Below are 18,894 nucleotides of genomic sequence, written 5' to 3' on the forward strand. Positions count from 1 at the left end.
AAAGGGGGGAAAGCGGTAGATCGCTACGCCGCTACGCCGCCTCGCGCCACCCCTGCGCCTCCAACCCCACCAACACCGGAATCCGCTCCACGAGCAGATCGATCGCCGCGCGCGTGCGCAGCGGCAGGTAGTGGGTGTGCGGCCACACCGCGTTGATGCGGCCGCCGACCACGCGGTCGGCGTGCATCACCATCTGCAATTCGCCGGTGCGCACGTACTGGCTCAGCAGCCAGCACGGCAACAGGGCCAGACCGGCGTCGGCGATCGCGGCGTCGGCGATGGCCTGCAGGTCGTCGAAACGCAGACGCGCGCGCACTTCGGGTTCGCGCACCTGGCCGTTCGCGTCGCGCAGGCGCCACGGCACGCTCTGGCCGTTGCGGCCGTACAGCACCGCGTCGTGGCCGGCGAAGTCGTCGACCTCGCGCGGCAGTCCGCGCTGCGCCAGATACGCGGGCGAAGCGCAGATGCCGAGGCTTTCGTCGGTCAGCCGGCGCGCCGCGAGGGTCGCGCTGTCGGGCAGGCGACCGATGCGGATCGCCAGGTCGTAGCCGTCTTCGACCAGATCGACCACGCGATCGTTGAAAGACAGGTCGATGTCGAGTTTCGGATGCCGGCGCGCGAGTTCCAGCATCACCGGCGCCACGCAATGACGGCCGAACAGCACCGGCGCGCTGACCCGCAACCGACCGCTGGGTTCGCGCCGGCCGCTGTCGAGCGCGGCCTGCGCGGCGTCGAGTTCGGCCAGCGCTTTGACGCAGCGTTCGTAATAGGCCTGGCCGTCGTCGGTCAGGCTCTGGCGGCGGGTGCTGCGATGGAACAGGCGCGCGCCGAGCTGCTGTTCGAGCCGGGCGATGCGCTTGCCGATCGCCGAGCGGGTCACGCCCAGGCGCTCGGCGGCGATCGCGAAGCTGCCGGCCTCGGCCGACTGGACGAAGGCGACGATGCCGAGCAGGTGGTCGTTGACGGCCATATTGGTTCCTCAGGGGATACGAAGTGTGGCCTGAATCTAGCCACTGGGGCGCGTGGGGCGACGCTATCGTAGCGCCACACGGTCGCCAGGCACATCGGGTACGCACACATTCGATCCGCCGCCGGGCGACCGCACTCCCCCCGTCTACAGAGAATCCCCATGAAGGCTTATCGCATCCGCAGCGGCGCCGGTATCGGCACGCTGGAATCGTTCGAACGTCCCTCGCTCGCGCTGGCCGCCGGTCAGGTCCGGGTCCGGGTCCGCGCGGTGTCGTTGAATTTTCGCGACCTGATGATCGCCGGCGGCAGCTACCTGGCTAGTTCGGACACGCCGGTGGTGCCGGCCTCGGACGCGGTGGGCGAAATCGTCGAGGTCGGCGCGGACACCCATCGCTGGAAGGTCGGCGACCGGGTCGCGACCAGCTTCTTCCCGTACTGGCACGCCGGCGCGCCGACCGCGCACAACACCCGCGACGCGTTCGGCGCGGTCGCCGACGGCGTGCTGGCCGAGGAAATCGTGGTCTTCGAAGACTCGGTGTTCGCGGTGCCCGCGCACCTCGACGACGCACAGGCCGCGACCCTGACCTGCGCCGGGGTGACCGCGTGGAATGCGCTGTTCGTCGACGCGCGTTTGCAGCCGGGCGCGAGCGTGTTGCTGCTGGGCACCGGCGGCGTGTCGATCTGGGGTCTGCAACTGGCCAAGGCGGCCGGGCTGCAGGCGATCATCACCTCGTCGAGCGACGACAAGCTCGCGCGCGCCAAGGCGCTGGGCGCCGATGCGACGATCAATTACCGCGCCACGCCCGAATGGCAGGACGAAGTGCGCCGTCTCACCGACGGACGCGGCGTGGATGCGGTGCTGGAAGTCGGCGGCCAGGGCACCTTGCAGCGTTCGATCGACGCCGCCGCGCTCAGCGGGACGATCTCGATCATCGGTGGTGTCAGCGGTTTCGGTGGCGATTTCAGCCCGTTCTCGCTGATCACCGGGATCAAGCGCCTGTCCGGCATCTTCGTCGGCAGCCGCGCGATGGCCGAGGATCTGTCGCGCTTCGTCGCGGTCAACGCGATCGCGCCGGTGGTCGATCGGGTGTTCGGCTTCGATCAGGCGCGCGAGGCGTATGAGCATCTGCAAAGCGGCGCGCATTTCGGCAAGGTGGTGATCGAGGTCGGGCGCTGAGCGAACGGGGCCAGGTGGCGCGGGTTGCATGGGATAGCGCCGTCGATGCGGCGGCGCGGTCGCGGCTCGCGCCGCTTCTACGGGGGGCTGTCACGAGTTGCATGGGATTGCGCGTCGGTATGGCGGCGCTGGCACGGATGCGTTCGAGCGGCGGGCGTGCGATCTTGATCGGCCCTTTCGAAAGCCTCCCGTCATGAGCGATTCGACCGATGTTGCCGCCGCCCTCACCGCCACCCACATCCGCCGCGCCCATGCCGGCGACGCCGGCGCGCTGGCCCTGGCCGGCGCGGCGACGTTCCTGGAAACCTTCGCCGGCATCCTGCACGGCCGCGACATCGTCGAGCACTGCCGCGCGCAGCACGCGCCCGAGGTCTACACCGCCTGGCTCGGCGATCCGGCGACCGCGTCGTGGCTGGCCGAAACCGATCGGGGCGATGCGCCGGTCGGTTATGCGGTGGTCGCGCCGGCCAAGTTGCCGCTCGACGACTTGAGCGCGGACGATCTGGAGCTCAAGCGCATCTATCTGTTGTCGCGTTTTCATGGCGGCGGCGTCGGCCGCGAACTGATGCGGCATGCCGTGGCCGAATCGCGCGCGCGCGGTGCGCGGCGTCTGCTGCTCGGAGTCTATGCCGGCAATGCGCGCGCGTTGGCCTTCTATGCGCGCAACGGTTTCCGCCAGGTCGGCGAACGGCGCTTCCAAGTAGGTGGAAACACCTATGGCGATGCGATCCTCGCATTAAATCTGCATGAATGAACGTTGTGGGTGCATCGATGTGCAGCGCGATCGATTGAATCCGGCCAGCGCCCATATCGCGCAGGAAAATGCGCGCTTTATGTGCCTTATGCATGTAAAAAATACGCGGAAAATTTTAATTGGACAGATCGCGAACACGATCAGTCGGTAACGCGCGCGTGCGCTCGCTCAAGCCGTCGCGGGCCGCGCGCGAGCGCGGCCGAAACAGGAAAATAAATTCGCGCGAAATCACATCGGATTGACATGAAACGGCGCGTCGGCACGTTAGCCTGCGCACAGAACACGGCAACATCGCTGTGTTCGTCGACCAGGCAAGGAGGGTGCCGTGAGTATTTTGGTCGTTGACCGTTGGATGGACTTTAAGGGAACTTCGATTCACACACTCGATGCTGGCACTCAACAGGCATATGCCTATCTGAGTCCGCATATTTCGATCACCGCGGACGGCGCGCCCGACGCCTATCATCCACAAAACCTGGGGCTGGCGAACATCCGCCTGAGCGGCTGGCCCGATGGCGACTGGCGCAGCGCGCTGGTCGCCGATCCCAAGCGGCCCGGGCGGCCGCTGGAACAAAGCCGCGGTCGCAACGCCGGCTACTACATCTCGATGACCGCATTGAGCGATCCCGAGCGCCCGCGCACCGATCCGCTGGCCTATGTCGACGCCGCGCGCATTCCGTATCTGACCTTGCCGTCGACGTTCCTGGAGATAAACGGCACCGGCGAGCTCGGCGATTTCGTCGTGGCCTATCACCCGCGAACGCGTCGCTGCAGTTACGGCGTGGTCGGCGACATCGGCTGGGACAAGCCGCTGGGCGAGGTGTCGATCCGCATGGCCAGCGATCTGTCGGGGCAGACGGTGAACCTGGCCAGCGGCAAGGGCGCGCCGAGCGGGGAGACCTTGTACCTGGTGTTTCCCAGGTCGCGGCTGAGCCCGGCGTGGCCGATGGCGCCGGCGGCGATTCGCGCGCGTTGCGCGGCGCTGCTCAAGCCGTTGGGTGGAAGCGCGCGGTTGGAGCAGATCGCCGAAGCGCTGGCCTGAGGCCGGCGCGGCGGCGTGCGCTCACGACCGCTCGACCTGCGGCTGGCCCGCCAGACTGAGGTCCAGCCGCACTAGGCGACCGAGCCGGTCGCGGCGCTGCGCGCGCAGATACCAATGCGCGCGCAGCCGATCGATGCGCACCGGCGGTAACACCGGTGCGCCCCACAGGCTCAATTCGTAATGGCGCTCGTGCAGCCAGTGCAGCAGCGCGTTGAAGCGCTCTTCGTCGTCGGGCAATTGCAGGTCCGCATCGCCGGGCCGGCGCGCGTCCGGATCGCCATCGTGGGCGAGCCAATGCGCGAAGCTGCCGTACAAGTCGAACGCGAAGCCGGCCTCGCGCATCGCCCGCAGTTCGTCGATGGTGCTGCGCAGGCAGATGGTTTCGGCGGTCTTCTGCATCACCAGCGCGTACTCGTGGCTGCGGTTGCTGGCGCTGGCGCCGGCGGGCAGCGGCGCGACATCGCGCTCGTAGCACAGCAGGCGCTCTTCGCGCGCCACGAACATCGCGCCGAGCACCCGGCCCAGGTCCCAGGCCAGCGGCAGCATGCGGCCTTCGACCACGAGGTTCTCGGCCATCGCGATGCAATAGCCGCCCTCGGGCAGGGCCGCGCGCACCGCGTAGAAGATGTCGCGCAGGCGTTCGAGGTAAGCGGCGTAGTCGCGTTCGAGATACAGCTGATCGCGGTTGCGCGGGCTGTCGTCCATGCTGGTCTGCGGCCAGCGGCAACCGAAGTAGGGCACGCTGGTCAGACACAGGTCGATTGGGCCAGGGATCGCGGTCCGCGGCAGGCTGCCGATCGCGATCGGCGCATCGACGCCGTGCCGGCGCAGCCGTTCGCTCGCGAGCGCGGCGCGGTCGGGATCGATCTCGACGCCGCAACCGGCGCGACCTTCCAGCGCCGCGGCCAGCAAGGTCGTGCCGAAGCCGCAGAACGGATCGAACACGGTCTGCCCGGGGCGGCTGAAGTGGCGCACGAACGGGCGCATCTGGTTGACCCAGCCGCAGTCGCGGCCGTCGAAGCCGTCGCGGCCGCGCAGATCCTCGGGCAAGCGATGTTCGGGCGGATCGGGCGACAGCACCCACCAACTACGGTTGTCCATGCATCGCTCCGTGAGTCTTGTCCCAGAGAATGTCGCGGTCGGGTTGCCAACCGGCGCACAGACGGCCGTCGGCATGGAACACCAGTTTGTAGATGTCGCCGCTGGCGTGGCGGCGATGCATCGCGCTGTAGTCGGAGGATTCGAACACCACCTCCAGGCCGCTGCTTTCGTCGCGCAGGCGCAGGTTCCAGAAGTAATAGCCTTCAGTGATCTGCAGCGCGCGCAGGCGCGGCCACCAGTGCGCGGCCATGCAATCGCCGAGCACCTGTTCGATCGCGACGCGTTCGCTGTCGACGTAACGGCGGGTGCCGTTGTCGCGGTATCCCTCGCCCAGGCGCGAGAACTCGCGGAAGATCACCGTGCCGGCGCCGCATTGCTTCGCCCAGTCGAGGTAGGCGGCGACGCCGTGCGCATCGGCGACGCCGTCGCGTTGCAGGATGCAGACCTGGCGCAGCGGCAACGCGGCCGAGATCGCGCGCGCGACCGCTTCGAACGCGGCGTTGTCGGCGACCGCTTCGCCGCCGCGAAACCGCATGATGCGCTGGTTGCGCAGCGGGTCGGGGTGATGCCGCGACAGTTCGACCCAGGACAGGCCGAAGTCTTGCAGCGCGGCGATCAGTTCCTCGCCGCGACCGCGCGCGAAGCCGGCGCCGTTGCTGTACAGCACTCGATCCTGGGCGATGACGCCGTCGCGTTCGGCTTGTTGCAAGGTCTGCAGCAGTCGCAGGAACCAATCTTCGTCGTCGCTGGATTCCAGGCCCGACAGCGACCACGACAGCGGCAGACCGCGCAGTTGCGCCAATGCCTGCTTCAGGGTGTCGAAATAATCGTTGGCCGGACGCAAGGTCTGCGCCATCGTGCCGCCTTCGAGCGGGCGCAGGGTTTCCGAACAGAAGCGACAACGCGCCGAGCATGCGCGCACCGAGGCGTACGGGGTGAAGGTGATGGGTTGGGCGAAGCGGTAGCGTCGGCCGCTCACGCTGTGCGGATGCCAGCGGGTGGCGTCGTGCTCGACCGGCGCGCGGCGCGCGAGTTGCGGCGTGCTCGCGCGCAGGCGTTCGAACAATGAGGAGGCTGCGCTCAGGGGCAGGGTCGCCGGGTCTGCGGCGGCTAGCCCTTCGATGGGGGCTTGCATGGTGGTTTCCGATGATGGTTGGGTGGGGCGACAGAGCCGAAGCATTCGCGTCTTCGACGCTCATCCCCTCACCCTGGCCCTCTCCCGCAAGCGGGAGAGGGAACCGGTTGCGTTGCTATCCGATAACTGCGTCGTTCCCGATCGCATCGCCCTTGGCCCCTCTCCCGTGCAACGGGAGAGGGGTTGGGGTGAGGGCCGCGATCAAGATCAAAGCCGGGTAGCGTTAGCCAACTCGCGCACCTGCGCGAAGGTCCAGTCGTTGACGATCCTGCCGTCCTCCCACACCGTCACCATCGCGTCGTCGAAGCCCAGCGGCTTGACCGCTTCTTCCAGCGACGCGGCTTCCGGCGGCACCGGCACGGTCTTGAAGTGACCGTATTCGCGATGGCGCAGCAGGGTCATGCGGCCGCGCTTGCTCGACTTGCCCTTGTCGGTGACCGGGTCTTTGTACACGTCGATCCATTCGCCGTTGACCCGCGCCGCCGAACACTTGAGCGCGAACTTCTGGGTGTCGCGATCCAGGCGCTGCAACAGCGCGCCGCCCATGCCGAAGGCGAGGTTGTCGGTGGCGTAGCCGTAGCTGGTGATGCGTTCGAGGATCGCGCGGATGCTGGTCGGGTTGATGCCGTCGCCCTGGATCACGCGGACGTGGTTCAACACCTTGAAGCCCTTGCTGTTGACGGTGTGGCCGAAGGCTTCGTCGAGCATGGTCACGCACTGGTGCACTACGTCGACCGGATCGCCGGAGTCCGGACGCACCACCAAGGTCGCGCCCGAGGCGATCACTTCCTCGCGCAAGGTCTTGCCCCAGTGTTCGCGGATCGCGTGGAAGATGTCGTAGCTGTCGGACACCACCGCGACGATCGCGCCGGGCTTGCCGAACTGGGTCAGCATGTTGCGGTACGCATCGACCTCGTGCTCGCGGCCCCAACTGGTGATGGTGCTGTGCTCGGCGGCCGGGATCGAGAAACCCGCCATCGGCTCGTGGTAGTAGCGCTTGGCCAGCAACAGGCCCGAAACCGTGTCGGTGCCGAGGAAGTTGACCAGGTGCGCGGCGCCGCCGAATGCCGCCGATTCGGTGCTGGACACGCCGCGCGCGCCGAAGTCGTGCAGCTTGAACGGCAACTGGCCTTCGGGATCGTCGCTGGTGCGTTCCAGGAACTGGCGGATCGTCTGCTTGGCATGCCAGCTGATCGTCGCCACCGTCACCGGATACCACAGCCGCAGCAGCAAGGTTTCCAGATACGACGGCACCCAATACGCGTCCGGGTCGGTCGATTCGATCGTCACCAAGGCCTGGTGCGTCGGCACCACCGTGCCTTCGGGCACGGCGCGGATCCGGATCGGCATCAGCCCGCCATGGCGATCGACGATGTAGCGCCAACCGGTTTCGTTGAACGGCTCGCCATGCGCGGCGAACAGGTCGCGCGCTTCGTCGATGTCGGCGTGGGTGATCGGCTTGGCCAGGTATTCCTTGAGGATCGCCTGCAGGCCGAAGAACACGGTGCGGTCGTGCACGCCGCCGCGCGATTCGACGTAGAAGAACGTCGCATCGGTGCCGGGCGGGTATTGCAGCCAGTGGCTGGCTTTATAGCTGTCGGTGTTGAGCAGCAGGTTGTCGAGGCATTGCATGACGGGAAGCTCCTTCGCGTCTGGGGTAAGCCGGCGGTCTGTCCGCCGGCGGAGGGCCGGGCGGTGCGTTTGCGCTTAGCCGCGGCCGAGAAAGAATTCGAGGATGTGCAGATGGTCTTCGAACAGTTGCGGGCCCATTTCCAGCGCCTCGCTGACCGCGATCCAGCGCGCCTTGTCGGCATCGTCGCCGCCGCGCACCGGCGGCAATTCGCCGGCGGGGAATTCGAAGTGGAAGGCGTGGGTGATGGTGCGTCCGCGCGCGCTGCGTTCGGGATGATCGAATACGTGCTCGCCCTTGATCGAGCCCTTGAGCACCGGCAGCGGCAGCTTGAGCCGGGTTTCCTCGCGCAGCTCGCGCAGGCAGGCTTCCAGCAGGCTTTCGTGCTGGCCGACGAAACCGCCCGGCAGCGCCCACAGGCCCTTGCCCGGTTCAGCGCGACGGCGCACCAGCAGCACGTGGCCGGAATGCACGATCACCGCGTCGGTGGTAACGAAGGTCGGCGGGTAGGGCGCATCGCTCCAGGCCGCGCGGTATTGTTCGATGAACTGATACTCGGCGACCAACTGGGTGAACGCCGGCGAACTTTTACGGAATGCTTCGAGCATGTCGAACACCGGCCCGGGCACGTTGGCGCGGATCAGCATCAGGCCGCCGTGGCTGTCGATCTGGTTGGCTTCGAACAGGAAGCGGCGCAGCTCGGTGGCCGACAGGGTGGCGGTGTGGCTGACGTCGACCAGCGGCCACTGCGGAAACTCGCGCAGGTAGTAGCTGGAGGCGTCCTTGTCCATGCCGATCAGGCCGATGCGCGCTTCGGCATCGCCGCCGTCGGCGCGCACCGCCTCGGCGACCGCGCGCTGGACGTTGGCGATCCACAGGCTCTCGTTGTAGAGGTGATCGCGCAGCGGACGCACGATCAGCCGGTCGGCGGCATCGTTCAACGCGGCCTGGATCATCACCGCGCGCTCGGCGACGGTGAACGGGTTCTTGGTGGTGCGAGGGGTGTCGGCGGAACCGACCAGGAAGATGACTTTGGACGCCTTGGCCAGAGCGTGGCGGGCGACGGCGGCATGGCCGTTGTGGAACGGCTCGAAGCGGCCAATGAAAACCAGGTAATCGAATTCGATTGCCATGAGAATCCCTCACGGAGTAGTTGGTCGCCATCGGTCTGTCCGGTGGCGTATGGCGAATGCTACGCCGATGGGATGCGCCGTCAAGTGCCAACCGCAGCGACGTACGCAAGCGTCTGAATCCGAAGCCGCGGCGGGGCGGGCTTTGAGCATCGCAGGCTTCGGATCAAAGGCAGCGGAGTTCTTTCGCTTCGGTTGGTGGCGTGGTATCCCACCTCTTCGAGTGGTCGCGGCTCGCGCCACTCCCACAGGGGCTTGCGTGCGGCATACGTCGCCAGCCGCGACGACGATGGCAATCCCCCTGTAGGAGCGACGTAAGTCGCGACCGCGCCCCATCCACCGACGGCGATACGATCCGACAGCGACGCGCCCTCGATGTCCGCAGCTCATCACCGCAGAACATTCGCGCAGCCACCGCTCCCGGCCACAGCCCCGACGCATACAATCGGCTGAACCAGGCAGGGAGGCACTACATGACGATGATCGTTCCGGAATTCTGGGCGGAGGCCCGGATCAGCGAACAGTTCGGCCGTGATCACGTGTCCGGGCGACGTTCGCTCACGGTGCGTCGCTTCGGGTGGTCCGATCTCAGCCTCGCCGACGCGCAAGCGATGGCCGATGCGCGAGTACGCGAGGCCTTCGATCGGATCCTCGCCGGCACCAGCCTGCCCAAGCGCGATCCGCGCGTGCCCTACGACGCCGAAGGCCTACCGATCCGCGAACAGATCGTCGAACGCGACGGCGATATCGTCATCACCCGCAACAGCTACGGCGCGCGCTGCCTCAACTCGCCGAATGTGCTGTTCGCCGACGTCGATTTCGACCAGCCGAAATCGGCCTGGAACAAGTACTACTTTGTTTCGTCGCTGGCGGCGGCGCTGATCGCGGGGGTGGTGTCGCGCAATCTGGGAGTGTTCGTGCTGAGCTGGATCTTCGCCACCGGCATCGCCATCGCGCTGGCCCAGGCGCACGGCCGCGCGCGCCATCGCGCCGACGGGGGTCCCGAAGGCCGCGCGCGCAGACGCATCGACGCCTTCATCGCCGCGCATCCGGACTGGCATCTGCGTCTGTATCGCACACCGAACGGCTTTCGCCTGCTGGCGATGCACCAAGTGTTCGATCCGAACGATCCGGCGGTGGTGGCGTTCTTCGAAGCGATCGGCGCCGATGCGTATTACGCGCTGCTGTGTCGTAGCCAGCATTGCTTCCGCGCGCGGGTCAGCCCGAAACCGTGGCGCATCGGCGATCGGGCGCGCTCGCGAGCCCGCGCCGGCGTCGCTTCGAACAGGCCGGACTCGATGCCCAAAGCCGGCGTCTGGCCGATCGCCGCCGATCGCATTCACGAGCGCGAACGCTGGGTCGAGGACTACGAGCGCAAGTCGGTGGGCTATGCGTCGTGTCGTTTCGTCGAAGCGCTGGGCAGCCGCGATTACGTCATGGCGGCCCAGGCGGTGCAGCGATTGCATGACGCTCTGTGCCGATCCGATACGACCTTGCCGTTGGCCTGATTGCAGCGGCATCGCGGGCCGACCGCGGTCGCGTCGGTCGAACAGTGGTCGGCGATATGGACGGGGAACTGGATGAATACAGCAATTGCGTCTGGACCGAACCCGATCCGGATCGCCTTGATTGCCGGAGCATTGACAGTCGTCATCGCCGGTGCGATGGCGGCGGTGGACGATCTGCGTCGGCAACGCATCCGTGTTCCGGAGCCGATGCTCGGCGCCGCCGCGGTCTCCGGCGATCCCGTCGATCCGAGCATGGCGTCGGCCCGACAACGCGGTAAGCGCATACAAGACGAACTGCGCCAATTGGGCTCGCGCCACCCCTGGGCCGGAACCTATCGATGGTCTTCCGGATTCGATTACCTGGAGGTTTCACTCGCGCCCCGATCCGGCGCGGTCATGCGGGCCGGCTCGGATGTGATCGGCCCAGAGGCGTATTTCGAATGTCCCGTTCGCGTCGGCGAGAACGCAGTCGTGCATCTGCAATGGTCGCCGCTCGCCATGCCATCGGCGTCGGGGTTCTTGTCCGCCGAGCTGATTCCTGTTCGCTGGGGTGAGCGACGTTATCTGCTGCCGCCCTCGGCGCTGCATGGCTTCGTCGAACGTATTCACCGAGGGCAAGAGCCGCGTGTGGACCTTGTTTCCGAAGGTCCCGGGAACAGGCGCGACGGCGGGTTGTTGCGCGCAGGCGATGAGTTCAAACCGGTGTGGGGATTGCCGCAACTGCCGTCGGGGACCTTGCCGGGCTTGCGCCTGGCCCCGCAACCTGTCGCGGTGCTCGACGTGCGGGCCGGCCAATCGAATCGCGAGGGCGACGATTGCCGAATCGCCTATCGATTCGCGCTGGACATGGGCAGCCGCGAAGGCTTGCAGGTTGGCGAGGAACTCGTCACGTCATCGAGTGACGGCCACGAACGAATGCGACTCGAACGGGTCGGTCCGCGGCAATCTGTCGCCGTTTTGGACCGGCATGGCTGTAGATCGGAATTGGCCGCATTGCGCAAGGCCAAGGTCAGCCGCGCGTTCTACAACCCGATTGCCGCGCAGACCGAACTGGCCGCGGTCATGATCGAACGGCAACGGAAATCAGGCGGGGCCGATTGAGCTGGTTATCCGAGGGAGTACTTGTTTGCGACCGCTGCTGCGCCTCGATACGGCAACCCGTCCAATTCGGTCGGTGCGGGTACGGCAGCAGCGCGCCGTTGATCTGAATCGGGCGATCCGCTCCGCGCAAGTTGATCGGTGTGGCGAGAAGGCGCCACCGCTCCCGCGCATCGTCAGCGAGGGGATGCGTCGATGAACCCCAGGATCTGATCCGCCAAATCTTCCGGCAGGCGCGGCCGTGCGGCGTTCAATAGGTCATGCAATGGCGGAGTATCGCCATCGCAGCGCGCGCCGAACCGGTAGCGGACAGTATAGCTCCAGTCGCGCAGGTGATGGACGATCCATGGCTGCAACTGCGGGGTGCTGTTCTCGGCAAGCGTTCGCAACAGGAAGCCGAGCGCCTGCCATTTGTCGATCAAGGTGGTGGTCGCGATCATTTTCGCGCGATAGCCGGGATCGTCGTGACGGTCCCAGCCGCGCTGCAGGATCGCGAGCGTCATTGGCGCCGCGCCGCTGGCGAATGCGGCGAGCGCAGCCTTCATCACCCGGGAGTTTCGATCTTGCGTCGCCTGCGCCAGAACCGATTGCAAATCCGGCGTCTGCGCGCGGATCAGGCCGCGCAAGGCATGGCCGCGCAGCGCGGGCGTCGGATGAGCGAACCAGCGCTTGAGCAGGTCGATGTCTTCGAGTTGCGCGCAATCGCTCAACGAGGCGAGCGCGGCGCGTGCCTCGTGGCTGTCCGCGCCGGCCGCGACCTGGCGCCAGTGTTCGGCCGCGTCTTCGCCGTAGTGGGTCTTCAACAGATAGGCCGCGACCCGGCGCGGGCCGGCGGAGCGGTCCAGCAGGGCGCTGCGCAATTGTTCTCGCGCGTTCGGCAGGCCGAAGCGCTGCACCTGGCGCAGCGCTTCGGTGCGCACCGCCGCGTGGGCAAAGGTGGTGGCGCGGGCGAGATGGGCAGCGCGGTCGGTCGCGCGGTTGCTTTCGCTCAGACTGCGGAGCGCCTGCAGTGCGATGCGCGGGTGCGGGTCGTTCAGCGCCGCCAGGCAGGCGTCGTCGCGGAGCTGCGGATCGCAGTCGGCAATGGCGGCATAGGCCCATTCGCGGACCAGCGGCGAGGGGTGCGCGGTCATCGCCCAGCGCGCCTGTGCATGCCGCGGCGAACGCAGGCTCGGTTCGATGCGCTTCGTCCACACGCCGTCGCGGAAACGCGCTCGCATGCGCAAGCGCAAGGCCACATCCAGGCTTTCGAACAGGACGCTGTCGTCCTGCAACAGCAATCGGCCCAATAAACGTTCGGCTTCGCGGCGGACAGGGTCGACCCAATCGTCGCAGCGGATCAAGGCCGCGCTCAGCGCCAGCCGACCGGGGTAGGCAGCGAAATCGCGCAGCGCCTGCTCGCGTACGTAGCCGCTGCGGTCGCAGGCCGAGACGAACAAGCACGCTTGCGCCTGCTCGGGCGTGTCGCGCAGGGATTCGATGCGGACCCGGTTGTCGGGGGTATGCGCGGGCGAATAGAAGAATCTGGCGCGGAGCTGGTTGTCCAGTTGCGCCAGACTGCGATCGTCGAGTGCGAACAGATCGGCGATCGCGCGATCGAAGGCCACGGCGAATTCGCCCGGGCGTTGCCCCGGCAGGAGTGCCGTCGCGAGTAAATGGCGCCAGCCGGCCGGCAACAGCGCGGGCGGTTTAGGCGGACCGAACAACATAGCCTCGCTCCTTTGGCTAAGGGGCCCTCAGGCCGCGACCACCTCGATGGTCACGCCCTGGAGCTGCACCGTCTGCCCGACCCGGATCTTGCAGGTCTTGCGCAGTTCCACTTGGCCGTCGACCCGGACCGCGCCGCTGGCGACGATCGCCTTGCCGGCGCCGCCGCTGTCGCACAGGCCGGTCAGTTTCAGCAGCTGGTTGAGCTCTACGTAGTCGTGGCCGGGGTCGAGTTCGAAGCGGATCGGTTGCATGAGGCCATCGACGATGAAGGGCCAAGCAGGGTCGCAGCGCTGAGACTTGCGCGCAAGACGTTTGCACCGGGTCCGGCGTACTCTCGCGTATGCAGGCGCGCCGCGGCCGGTCGTCGGTCGCGCGCGCGGTCCCTTGTTCCCGTCCGGTTTGGAGTGACGCAATGAAGAAAGCCCAATACACCCAGCGCGGTCCGGTGCCGCAGGACGTCATCGAGGCGGTGGAGTTTCAGACCCCGCCGCTGAGCGCGGGCCAGGTGCTGATCGAAGTGCTGGCCGCGCCGATCAATCCGTCCGACGTGCTGACCCTGACCGGCGAATACGGCTTGCTGCCGCCGTTGCCGGCGGTCGGCGGCAACGAGGGCGTTGGCCGGATCGCCGAGCTCGGGCCGGAGGTGACCCAGCTCAAGGTCGGCCAGACCGTGCTGCTGCCGATCCAGGGCGGCAGTTGGGCCACGCACATGGTCGGCACCGCCAAGCACCTGATCGCCTTGCCCGACGGCGCCGATCCCAAGCAACTGGCGATGATCACGGTCAATCCGCCGACCGCGCTGCTGATGCTCAGCGAGTTCGTCGACCTGCAGCCGGGCGACTGGGTGATTCAGAACGCGGCCAATTCGGCGGTCGGCACCTATCTGATCCAGATCGCCAAGTCGCGCGGGCTGCGCACGATCAACGTGGTGCGGCGCGAGTCGGCGGTCGAGGCGGTGCGCGCGGCCGGCGCCGACGTGGTGCTGGTTGACGGCGACGACTTGGGCAAGCGCGCGCGCGAAGCGGCGGACAAGGCGCCGATCAAGCTCGGCATCGATGCGGTCGGCGGGGTGTCGACCCAGCACATCGCGCAGTCGCTGGGCGAGGGCGGCATCGTGGTCAACTACGGTGCGATGAGCGGCGAAGCATGTTCGATTTCGCCGGCCTCGTTCGTGTTCCGCGACGTGAGCCTGCGCGGGTTCTGGCTGTCGCGCTGGTTTCAGCAGGCGAGCCCGGCGCGACGCGCGGAAGTGTTCGGCGAGATCGCCCAGCGCGTCGCCAGCGGGCAGTTGCAGGCGCGGGTGCAGACGACCTACGGACTAGATCAGATCAAGGAAGCGGTCGCGGCCGCGGCGGCCGGCGAGCGCGACGGCAAGATTCTGATTCTGCCGAACGGACCGGTGTGAGGGATCGAGCGTGCGGTGCCCGCGGCCGAGGGTATCGGTCGTCGGTACGACCCGCGATGGGATCGGTTGTGCGCGTGATCGCGCTGAGGTTTTCGTGGGCGAGGCTTTTCGATCGACGTACGATCACACTGCAGACCATCCAGCGACCCGAGCCGAGAGCGTCAGGACGCGAGCCACGCTCACCTGGATCTCGTAGCATCGCTCGCTCTTGCCGCCTCGCCACCACGCACCGCATCTTCAAGGAGACACACGCATGAGCACCGAACTGCAGATGCTGGCCTGGTCAATCGCACTGGGCATCGTGCACTTGCTGGTCAATGCGAGCTTCATGACCGCGCAGCGCGGCGTGCGCTGGAACGCGAGCGCGCGCGACGGCGCGGTCGAACCCTTGACCGGCGTGGCCGCGCGCATGGACCGCGCCTGGCGCAATTTCCTCGAAACCTTTCCGCTGTTCGCCGCCGCGGTGCTGGCGGTCGCCGTCGCCGGCCGCGGCAACGACGACACCGCGCTCGGCGCGCAGTTGTACTTCTGGGCGCGGCTGGTCTACGTGCCGGTGTATGCCGCCGGCATCCCCTACCTGCGTTCGGCGGTGTGGGCGGTGGCGCTGTGGGGCCTGCTCAAGCTGCTATGGGCATTGTTCTGAGGCTCAGCCCGAGGCGGCTTCGACGGCGGCTTCGGCCGGGATGTCGGTGCCGGCTTGCGCGCACAGCCGGCGTTTGGCCGTCGGCGACAGTTGCTTGATCGCATATTCCGCGCGCAGCGCCGACGAACGGTCCGGATACATGAACCGCGCCAACAGTCGCGACGGTGGCCGCGAACGCGTGTAGCGCGCGCCCTTGCCGGCCAGATGCTGGGCGTAGCGGCGCTCTACATCCAGCGCGATGCCGGTGTACAGGCTGCCGTCGCGGCATTCGATGACGTAGACATACCAAGCGGACATGCCCATAGCCTAGCGGCCCGCGGGCGCAAGGCGTAGTGTGGGAACGCTCGGGGAACCCGCCAAACCGGCCGCGCTGACCGTCAGGTCCGGTGCCGCCACCGCCGCCATTGACTACTGCTTTGGTAGGTATTTCCCGAAAGACCGGTCTCGATCACATCCATACGCACGCGCATGTCATTGCCAGGTCTTCGTGCGCTCACCACAATGCGATGTCCTGACTGGAGTTCCCGCTTGAACGCTGACGCCGATTCGCAACCTTCCGTAACCAACCTGCGTCAGCTTTGCGCGCGTTTCGCCAAGCCTCAAACGGGACGGGCGGTGTGGCAACTGATCAACACCCTGGTGCCGTTCGCGGCGATGTGGGTGCTGATGGCCTGGAGCGTGGTCGGCCATTGGGGCTACGGCTGGACCTTGCTGATGGCGATTCCGACCGCCGGCCTGTACGTGCGCACCTTCATCATTCAGCACGACTGCGGGCATGGCTCGTTCTTCGCCAGCAGCCGCGCCAACGACATGGTCGGGCGCTGCCTGGGCCTGGTCACTCTGTTCCCGTACGGGTACTGGAAGAAGACCCACGCCATCCACCACGGTACCTCCGGCAACCTCGACCGCCGCGAGATGGGCGACATCGAGACCCTGACCGTCGCCGAATACCGCGCGCGTTCGTGGCTGGGCCGTTTGAGCTACCGCCTGTACCGCAGCATCCCGGTGCTGCTCGGCGTCGGCCCGGTCTATCAGTTCGTGATCAAGCACCGCTTCCCGTTCGACCTTCCGTTCACCTGGAAGCGCGAGTGGGCGAGCGTGCTGTTCAACAACCTCGCGCTGGCGCTGACCATCATCGCGATGGGCTTCGCGATCGGCTGGCACACGGTGTTCATGGTGCATCTGCCGATCGTGCTGCTGGCCGGCGCCGCCGGCGTGTGGCTGTTCTACGTGCAGCACACCTTCGAAGACGCCTACTGGACCCGCAAGGGCGAGTGGGATTCGCACGAGGCGGCGATCGCCGGCAGCTCCTACTACGACCTGCCGGGCATCGTGCATTGGTTCACCGGCAACATCGGCTACCACCACATCCACCATCTGGCCAGCCGCATCCCCAACTACCGCCTGCGCGAAGCGTTCGAATCCAGCCCGCTGCTGCAGGCCGCGCCGCGCCTGACCCTGTGGTCGAGCCTGAAGTGCGCGCGCATGAAGCTGTGGGACGAGGAATTGCAGCGCATGGTCGGCTTCCCGAAGCGCCTGAAGCACGCCCAGGCGCCCAGCGCCTGAAACAAGTGCAAGCGCACAGCGCTTGACCATTTCCCCCTCTCCCGCCATGCGGGAGAGGGCAGGGGTGAGGGCCCCGAAGGCCGGGAATCGGGAATAGGGAATAGGGAATCGCAAAAGCGGCTCCCGAGGTCCCGACGATCCGCCAGCCGCCACGGCTAGGCTCTTCCGATTCCCGATTCCCGATTCCCGAATCCCGAATCCCGAATCCCGAATCCCGAATCCCGGCCTCCAAAACAATTAGCAATTTAGTTAAATAAGCACCACTATAATCGGACCCGCGCCACCCCGGCGCGCGCCCCGACCGCAGCGGTGCCCTCATGATGCAGGACAAGATCTTCGAAGCCCTGGCCTCGACGCCGCGACGGCAGATCCTGGCCTTCCTGTCCGAGCGCGAGCTCAGCGCCGGCGACATCGCCGCGCGTTTCGAGATGAGCGCGCCGGCGATCTCGCGGCACCTGTCGGTGCTGGTCAATGCCGGCCTGATCAGCAGCGAGCGCCGCGGCCAGTTCGTGGTCTACAAGCTGGTCCCGGACCATCTGGTCAACACCCTGACCCAGTTCGCGTTCGAAATCTGCCCGGTCGGCGGACCGCTCAAACGCGAAAGCCGGCGCGCCAAGAAGGCGGCCGGCTGAGTTTCGCTGAAGTCTCCGCGCCAACCGGCCTGATCGCCGGCGGTCGTTACGGCCGTCGCTCACCGGCCCGCCACCTCACTCACGTTCGAACTGCGCGATCTCGTCGAGCAACGCCTGGGCGCGGCGCAGGCTGACGCCGGTGACGCTGTCCTCCATCAGCTTCGCCAGGCGCGGACGGCTGGGCTGGCGCGACCAGTGATAGAGGCCCCAGGTCGCGAGCAGGCCGGCCACTCCGATCGCGCTGCCGATGACGTAGACCGACGGCGCGTGGAGGTAGATGTCGGCGCCGAAGAAAGTCATGAACAGCATGCTCACGAACGGCATCCAGAACAGCCACCAGGACAGACCGACCGCCAGGCCCGTGCGGATATAGGTCTTGCGCAGACTCGCCAGGCGTTTCTGGATCGTCATCACCGGCGCGGTGTAGTCGGTCTTGGCCAGCAAGGCCTGCATCGCGGCGCCGCAGCCGATCAGGGCGATGCCGTAGACATGCACGATCACGCCGAACACGACCAGATGCGCGCGGTCCAGGTGATGCATCCAGAACAACGCGCCCCAGACGATGCACACCAGGCCGAACAGCATCTGCAGCGCCTGTCCCCAGACCAGCGGGCGCAGGCCGGATTTCATCCGCTTGCCGCGTTCCTCGCGAAAGCGCAGCAGGTCCATCGCGTATTGGCGATCGAGTTTGCGATCGAGTTCTTTCCAGGCCAGTTTGAAGTCGTCGAGTTCCATCGTGATTGCGCTCATGAGGTCGTGTTGCCGTCGTGGGAATGAGGTTGAACAGGCGTGGCTCAGTCGGCCAGATCGGTGCGGATGCGTTGCTTGAGCCGCGCGATCTTGGTCGCGACATTGGTTTCGCTCAGGCCGAGCACTTCGCCGATCTCGCGATAGCTGCGCTCCTCCAGATACAGCAGCAACAGCGCGCGATTGAGCGGCTCCAGCGCGGCGATCAGCCGGTCGAGCGCGCGCAGGCGTTGCGCGGCCTCCGGATCGGCGGCGCGGTCGTCGGCCACATCGTGCAGTTGCTCGTCGAGCGCGACCGCGTTTTGCTGCCGCGGCACATTGCTGCGTACCTGCGAGATCGCCACGTTCAGCGCGATCCGGTACATCCAGGTCGAGAAGCTGCGCTGCGGATCGAAACTCGGGAACGCGCGCCACAGCTGCACCGCGATTTCCTGGGCCAGGTCGGCGCGGTCCTCGTCGTTGCGGCAGTAGGTGTTGGCGACCTTGTAGACGATGCCGCGATGGGCCTGCAGCAGCGCTTCGAAGCGCTGCCGCGCGGCCTCGCCCGGCGGGTTGCCGGCGTTGTCGCCCTGTCTGGATTTGACGCCGCTATGGTCCATCGCCTGCCGTTCCCGTTGCCGTATGCACAGTGATTCGCACGACGGCGG

At 66.9% G+C, this 18,894-nt stretch carries 19 protein-coding genes; 9 read left to right on the forward strand and 10 right to left on the reverse strand.

Translation table 11 applies throughout. The annotated features are described in order from the left end of the window. Positions 1-31 precede the first annotated feature (31 nt). Entirely contained in the window at positions 32-970 is a 939-nt protein-coding gene (locus ASD86_RS12625; RefSeq protein ID WP_056110937.1) for a LysR family transcriptional regulator, read from the reverse strand. A gap of 159 nt (positions 971-1,129) precedes the next feature. On the opposite strand from ASD86_RS12625, the gene ASD86_RS12630 reads away from it, so the two are divergent. The 3 genes from ASD86_RS12630 (at position 1,130) to ASD86_RS12640 (ending at position 3,942) form a co-directional block, all read left to right on the forward strand. After that, complete coding sequence (locus ASD86_RS12630; RefSeq protein WP_056110938.1) at positions 1,130-2,146, forward strand: NAD(P)-dependent alcohol dehydrogenase; 1,017 nt, start codon at positions 1,130-1,132, stop codon at positions 2,144-2,146. A 193-nt stretch (positions 2,147-2,339) separates the two neighbouring features. Then, complete coding sequence (locus ASD86_RS12635; RefSeq protein WP_056110940.1) at positions 2,340-2,900, forward strand: GNAT family N-acetyltransferase; 561 nt, start codon at positions 2,340-2,342, stop codon at positions 2,898-2,900. 325 nt (positions 2,901-3,225) lie between these two features. Continuing rightward, positions 3,226-3,942 (forward strand): glycoside hydrolase family 75 protein, encoded by a 717-nt coding sequence (locus tag ASD86_RS12640; RefSeq protein ID WP_157476568.1) that lies wholly within the window; start codon positions 3,226-3,228, stop codon positions 3,940-3,942. Between the two features lie 21 nt (positions 3,943-3,963). Here the strand turns inward: ASD86_RS12640 and ASD86_RS12645 are convergent, their stop codons facing one another. From ASD86_RS12645 to ASD86_RS12660, 4 genes are all read right to left on the reverse strand, one after another. Further along, positions 3,964-5,043, reverse strand: coding sequence for a DNA methyltransferase (locus ASD86_RS12645; RefSeq protein WP_056110943.1), 1,080 nt, complete (start codon positions 5,041-5,043; stop codon positions 3,964-3,966). Beyond that, positions 5,030-6,127, reverse strand: a complete 1,098-nt coding sequence (locus ASD86_RS12650) for a hypothetical protein (RefSeq protein WP_157476743.1) — start codon at positions 6,125-6,127, stop codon at positions 5,030-5,032. Before ASD86_RS12650 ends, ASD86_RS12645 begins: the two co-directional genes overlap by 14 nt. Before the next feature lie 258 nt (positions 6,128-6,385). Next, on the reverse strand, positions 6,386-7,810 hold the full coding sequence (locus ASD86_RS12655) for a nicotinate phosphoribosyltransferase (protein WP_056110948.1): 1,425 nt from the start codon (positions 7,808-7,810) through the stop codon (positions 6,386-6,388). Positions 7,811-7,885: 75 nt separating this feature from the next. Then, positions 7,886-8,941: a bifunctional nicotinamide-nucleotide adenylyltransferase/Nudix hydroxylase gene (locus ASD86_RS12660; protein WP_056110949.1), complete on the reverse strand. Its 1,056-nt coding sequence runs from the start codon at positions 8,939-8,941 to the stop codon at positions 7,886-7,888. 470 nt (positions 8,942-9,411) lie between these two features. Here ASD86_RS12660 and ASD86_RS12665 point away from each other — a divergent pair, with 470 nt between their 5' ends. Both ASD86_RS12665 and ASD86_RS12670 read left to right on the forward strand, forming a co-directional pair. Then, positions 9,412-10,446 (forward strand): hypothetical protein, encoded by a 1,035-nt coding sequence (locus ASD86_RS12665; RefSeq protein ID WP_056110951.1) that lies wholly within the window; start codon positions 9,412-9,414, stop codon positions 10,444-10,446. A 72-nt stretch (positions 10,447-10,518) separates the two neighbouring features. Beyond that, positions 10,519-11,547: a hypothetical protein gene (locus ASD86_RS12670; RefSeq protein ID WP_157476570.1), complete on the forward strand. Its 1,029-nt coding sequence runs from the start codon at positions 10,519-10,521 to the stop codon at positions 11,545-11,547. 173 nt (positions 11,548-11,720) lie between these two features. On the opposite strand, the gene ASD86_RS12675 is transcribed toward ASD86_RS12670, so the two are convergent. Next, positions 11,721-13,253, reverse strand: coding sequence for a hypothetical protein (locus ASD86_RS12675; protein ID WP_056110955.1), 1,533 nt, complete (start codon positions 13,251-13,253; stop codon positions 11,721-11,723). A 27-nt stretch (positions 13,254-13,280) separates the two neighbouring features. Continuing rightward, positions 13,281-13,505, reverse strand: a complete 225-nt coding sequence (locus ASD86_RS12680) for an RNA-binding S4 domain-containing protein (protein WP_056110961.1) — start codon at positions 13,503-13,505, stop codon at positions 13,281-13,283. Positions 13,506-13,666: 161 nt separating this feature from the next. Between ASD86_RS12680 and ASD86_RS12685 the strand changes: the two genes are divergently transcribed. Together ASD86_RS12685 and ASD86_RS12690 are read left to right on the forward strand one after the other, a co-directional pair. After that, the gene (locus ASD86_RS12685; protein WP_056110963.1) at positions 13,667-14,659 is read left to right on the forward strand and encodes a zinc-dependent alcohol dehydrogenase family protein; all 993 of its coding nucleotides are present in this window, start codon (positions 13,667-13,669) and stop codon (positions 14,657-14,659) included. Positions 14,660-14,912: 253 nt separating this feature from the next. Continuing rightward, a complete protein-coding gene (locus ASD86_RS12690; protein ID WP_056110966.1) occupies positions 14,913-15,302 on the forward strand; it encodes an MAPEG family protein in 390 nt (129 codons plus the stop codon). Between the two features lie 3 nt (positions 15,303-15,305). Here the strand turns inward: ASD86_RS12690 and ASD86_RS12695 are convergent, their stop codons facing one another. Then, entirely contained in the window at positions 15,306-15,599 is a 294-nt protein-coding gene (locus ASD86_RS12695) for a GIY-YIG nuclease family protein (RefSeq protein ID WP_056112641.1), read from the reverse strand. A 231-nt stretch (positions 15,600-15,830) separates the two neighbouring features. On the opposite strand from ASD86_RS12695, the gene ASD86_RS12700 reads away from it, so the two are divergent. Together ASD86_RS12700 and ASD86_RS12705 are read left to right on the forward strand one after the other, a co-directional pair. After that, positions 15,831-16,868: a fatty acid desaturase gene (locus tag ASD86_RS12700; protein ID WP_200957250.1), complete on the forward strand. Its 1,038-nt coding sequence runs from the start codon at positions 15,831-15,833 to the stop codon at positions 16,866-16,868. Positions 16,869-17,185: 317 nt separating this feature from the next. Next, positions 17,186-17,500, forward strand: a complete 315-nt coding sequence (locus ASD86_RS12705) for a metalloregulator ArsR/SmtB family transcription factor (protein ID WP_056110968.1) — start codon at positions 17,186-17,188, stop codon at positions 17,498-17,500. Positions 17,501-17,575: 75 nt separating this feature from the next. Here the strand turns inward: ASD86_RS12705 and ASD86_RS12710 are convergent, their stop codons facing one another. Further along, positions 17,576-18,250, reverse strand: coding sequence for a serine/threonine protein kinase (locus ASD86_RS12710; protein WP_157476572.1), 675 nt, complete (start codon positions 18,248-18,250; stop codon positions 17,576-17,578). 44 nt (positions 18,251-18,294) lie between these two features. After that, positions 18,295-18,846: a sigma-70 family RNA polymerase sigma factor gene (locus ASD86_RS12715; RefSeq protein ID WP_082578312.1), complete on the reverse strand. Its 552-nt coding sequence runs from the start codon at positions 18,844-18,846 to the stop codon at positions 18,295-18,297. Positions 18,847-18,894: the final 48 nt, after the last annotated feature.

The sequence above is a fragment of the Lysobacter sp. Root690 genome (assembly GCF_001427785.1).
Taxonomy (GTDB): domain Bacteria; phylum Pseudomonadota; class Gammaproteobacteria; order Xanthomonadales; family Xanthomonadaceae; genus Lysobacter.

Excerpts from the sequence above, each read along its gene's own strand:
- ASD86_RS12625 (WP_056110937.1), bottom strand. The coding sequence starts at position 970 with ATGGCCGTCAACGACCACCTGCTCGGCATCGTCGCCTTCGTCCAGTCG.
- ASD86_RS12685 (WP_056110963.1), top strand. The coding sequence starts at position 13,667 with ATGAAGAAAGCCCAATACACCCAGCGCGGTCCGGTGCCGCAGGACGTC.
- ASD86_RS12680 (WP_056110961.1), bottom strand. The coding sequence starts at position 13,505 with ATGCAACCGATCCGCTTCGAACTCGACCCCGGCCACGACTACGTAGAG.
- ASD86_RS12630 (WP_056110938.1), top strand. The coding sequence starts at position 1,130 with ATGAAGGCTTATCGCATCCGCAGCGGCGCCGGTATCGGCACGCTGGAA.
- ASD86_RS12715 (WP_082578312.1), bottom strand. The coding sequence starts at position 18,846 with ATGGACCATAGCGGCGTCAAATCCAGACAGGGCGACAACGCCGGCAAC.
- ASD86_RS12665 (WP_056110951.1), top strand. The coding sequence starts at position 9,412 with ATGACGATGATCGTTCCGGAATTCTGGGCGGAGGCCCGGATCAGCGAA.
- ASD86_RS12670 (WP_157476570.1), top strand. The coding sequence starts at position 10,519 with ATGAATACAGCAATTGCGTCTGGACCGAACCCGATCCGGATCGCCTTG.
- ASD86_RS12695 (WP_056112641.1), bottom strand. The coding sequence starts at position 15,599 with ATGTCCGCTTGGTATGTCTACGTCATCGAATGCCGCGACGGCAGCCTG.
- ASD86_RS12635 (WP_056110940.1), top strand. The coding sequence starts at position 2,340 with ATGAGCGATTCGACCGATGTTGCCGCCGCCCTCACCGCCACCCACATC.
- ASD86_RS12645 (WP_056110943.1), bottom strand. The coding sequence starts at position 5,043 with ATGGACAACCGTAGTTGGTGGGTGCTGTCGCCCGATCCGCCCGAACAT.
- ASD86_RS12675 (WP_056110955.1), bottom strand. The coding sequence starts at position 13,253 with ATGTTGTTCGGTCCGCCTAAACCGCCCGCGCTGTTGCCGGCCGGCTGG.
- ASD86_RS12705 (WP_056110968.1), top strand. The coding sequence starts at position 17,186 with ATGATGCAGGACAAGATCTTCGAAGCCCTGGCCTCGACGCCGCGACGG.
- ASD86_RS12690 (WP_056110966.1), top strand. The coding sequence starts at position 14,913 with ATGAGCACCGAACTGCAGATGCTGGCCTGGTCAATCGCACTGGGCATC.
- ASD86_RS12655 (WP_056110948.1), bottom strand. The coding sequence starts at position 7,810 with ATGCAATGCCTCGACAACCTGCTGCTCAACACCGACAGCTATAAAGCC.
- ASD86_RS12660 (WP_056110949.1), bottom strand. The coding sequence starts at position 8,941 with ATGGCAATCGAATTCGATTACCTGGTTTTCATTGGCCGCTTCGAGCCG.
- ASD86_RS12710 (WP_157476572.1), bottom strand. The coding sequence starts at position 18,250 with ATGAGCGCAATCACGATGGAACTCGACGACTTCAAACTGGCCTGGAAA.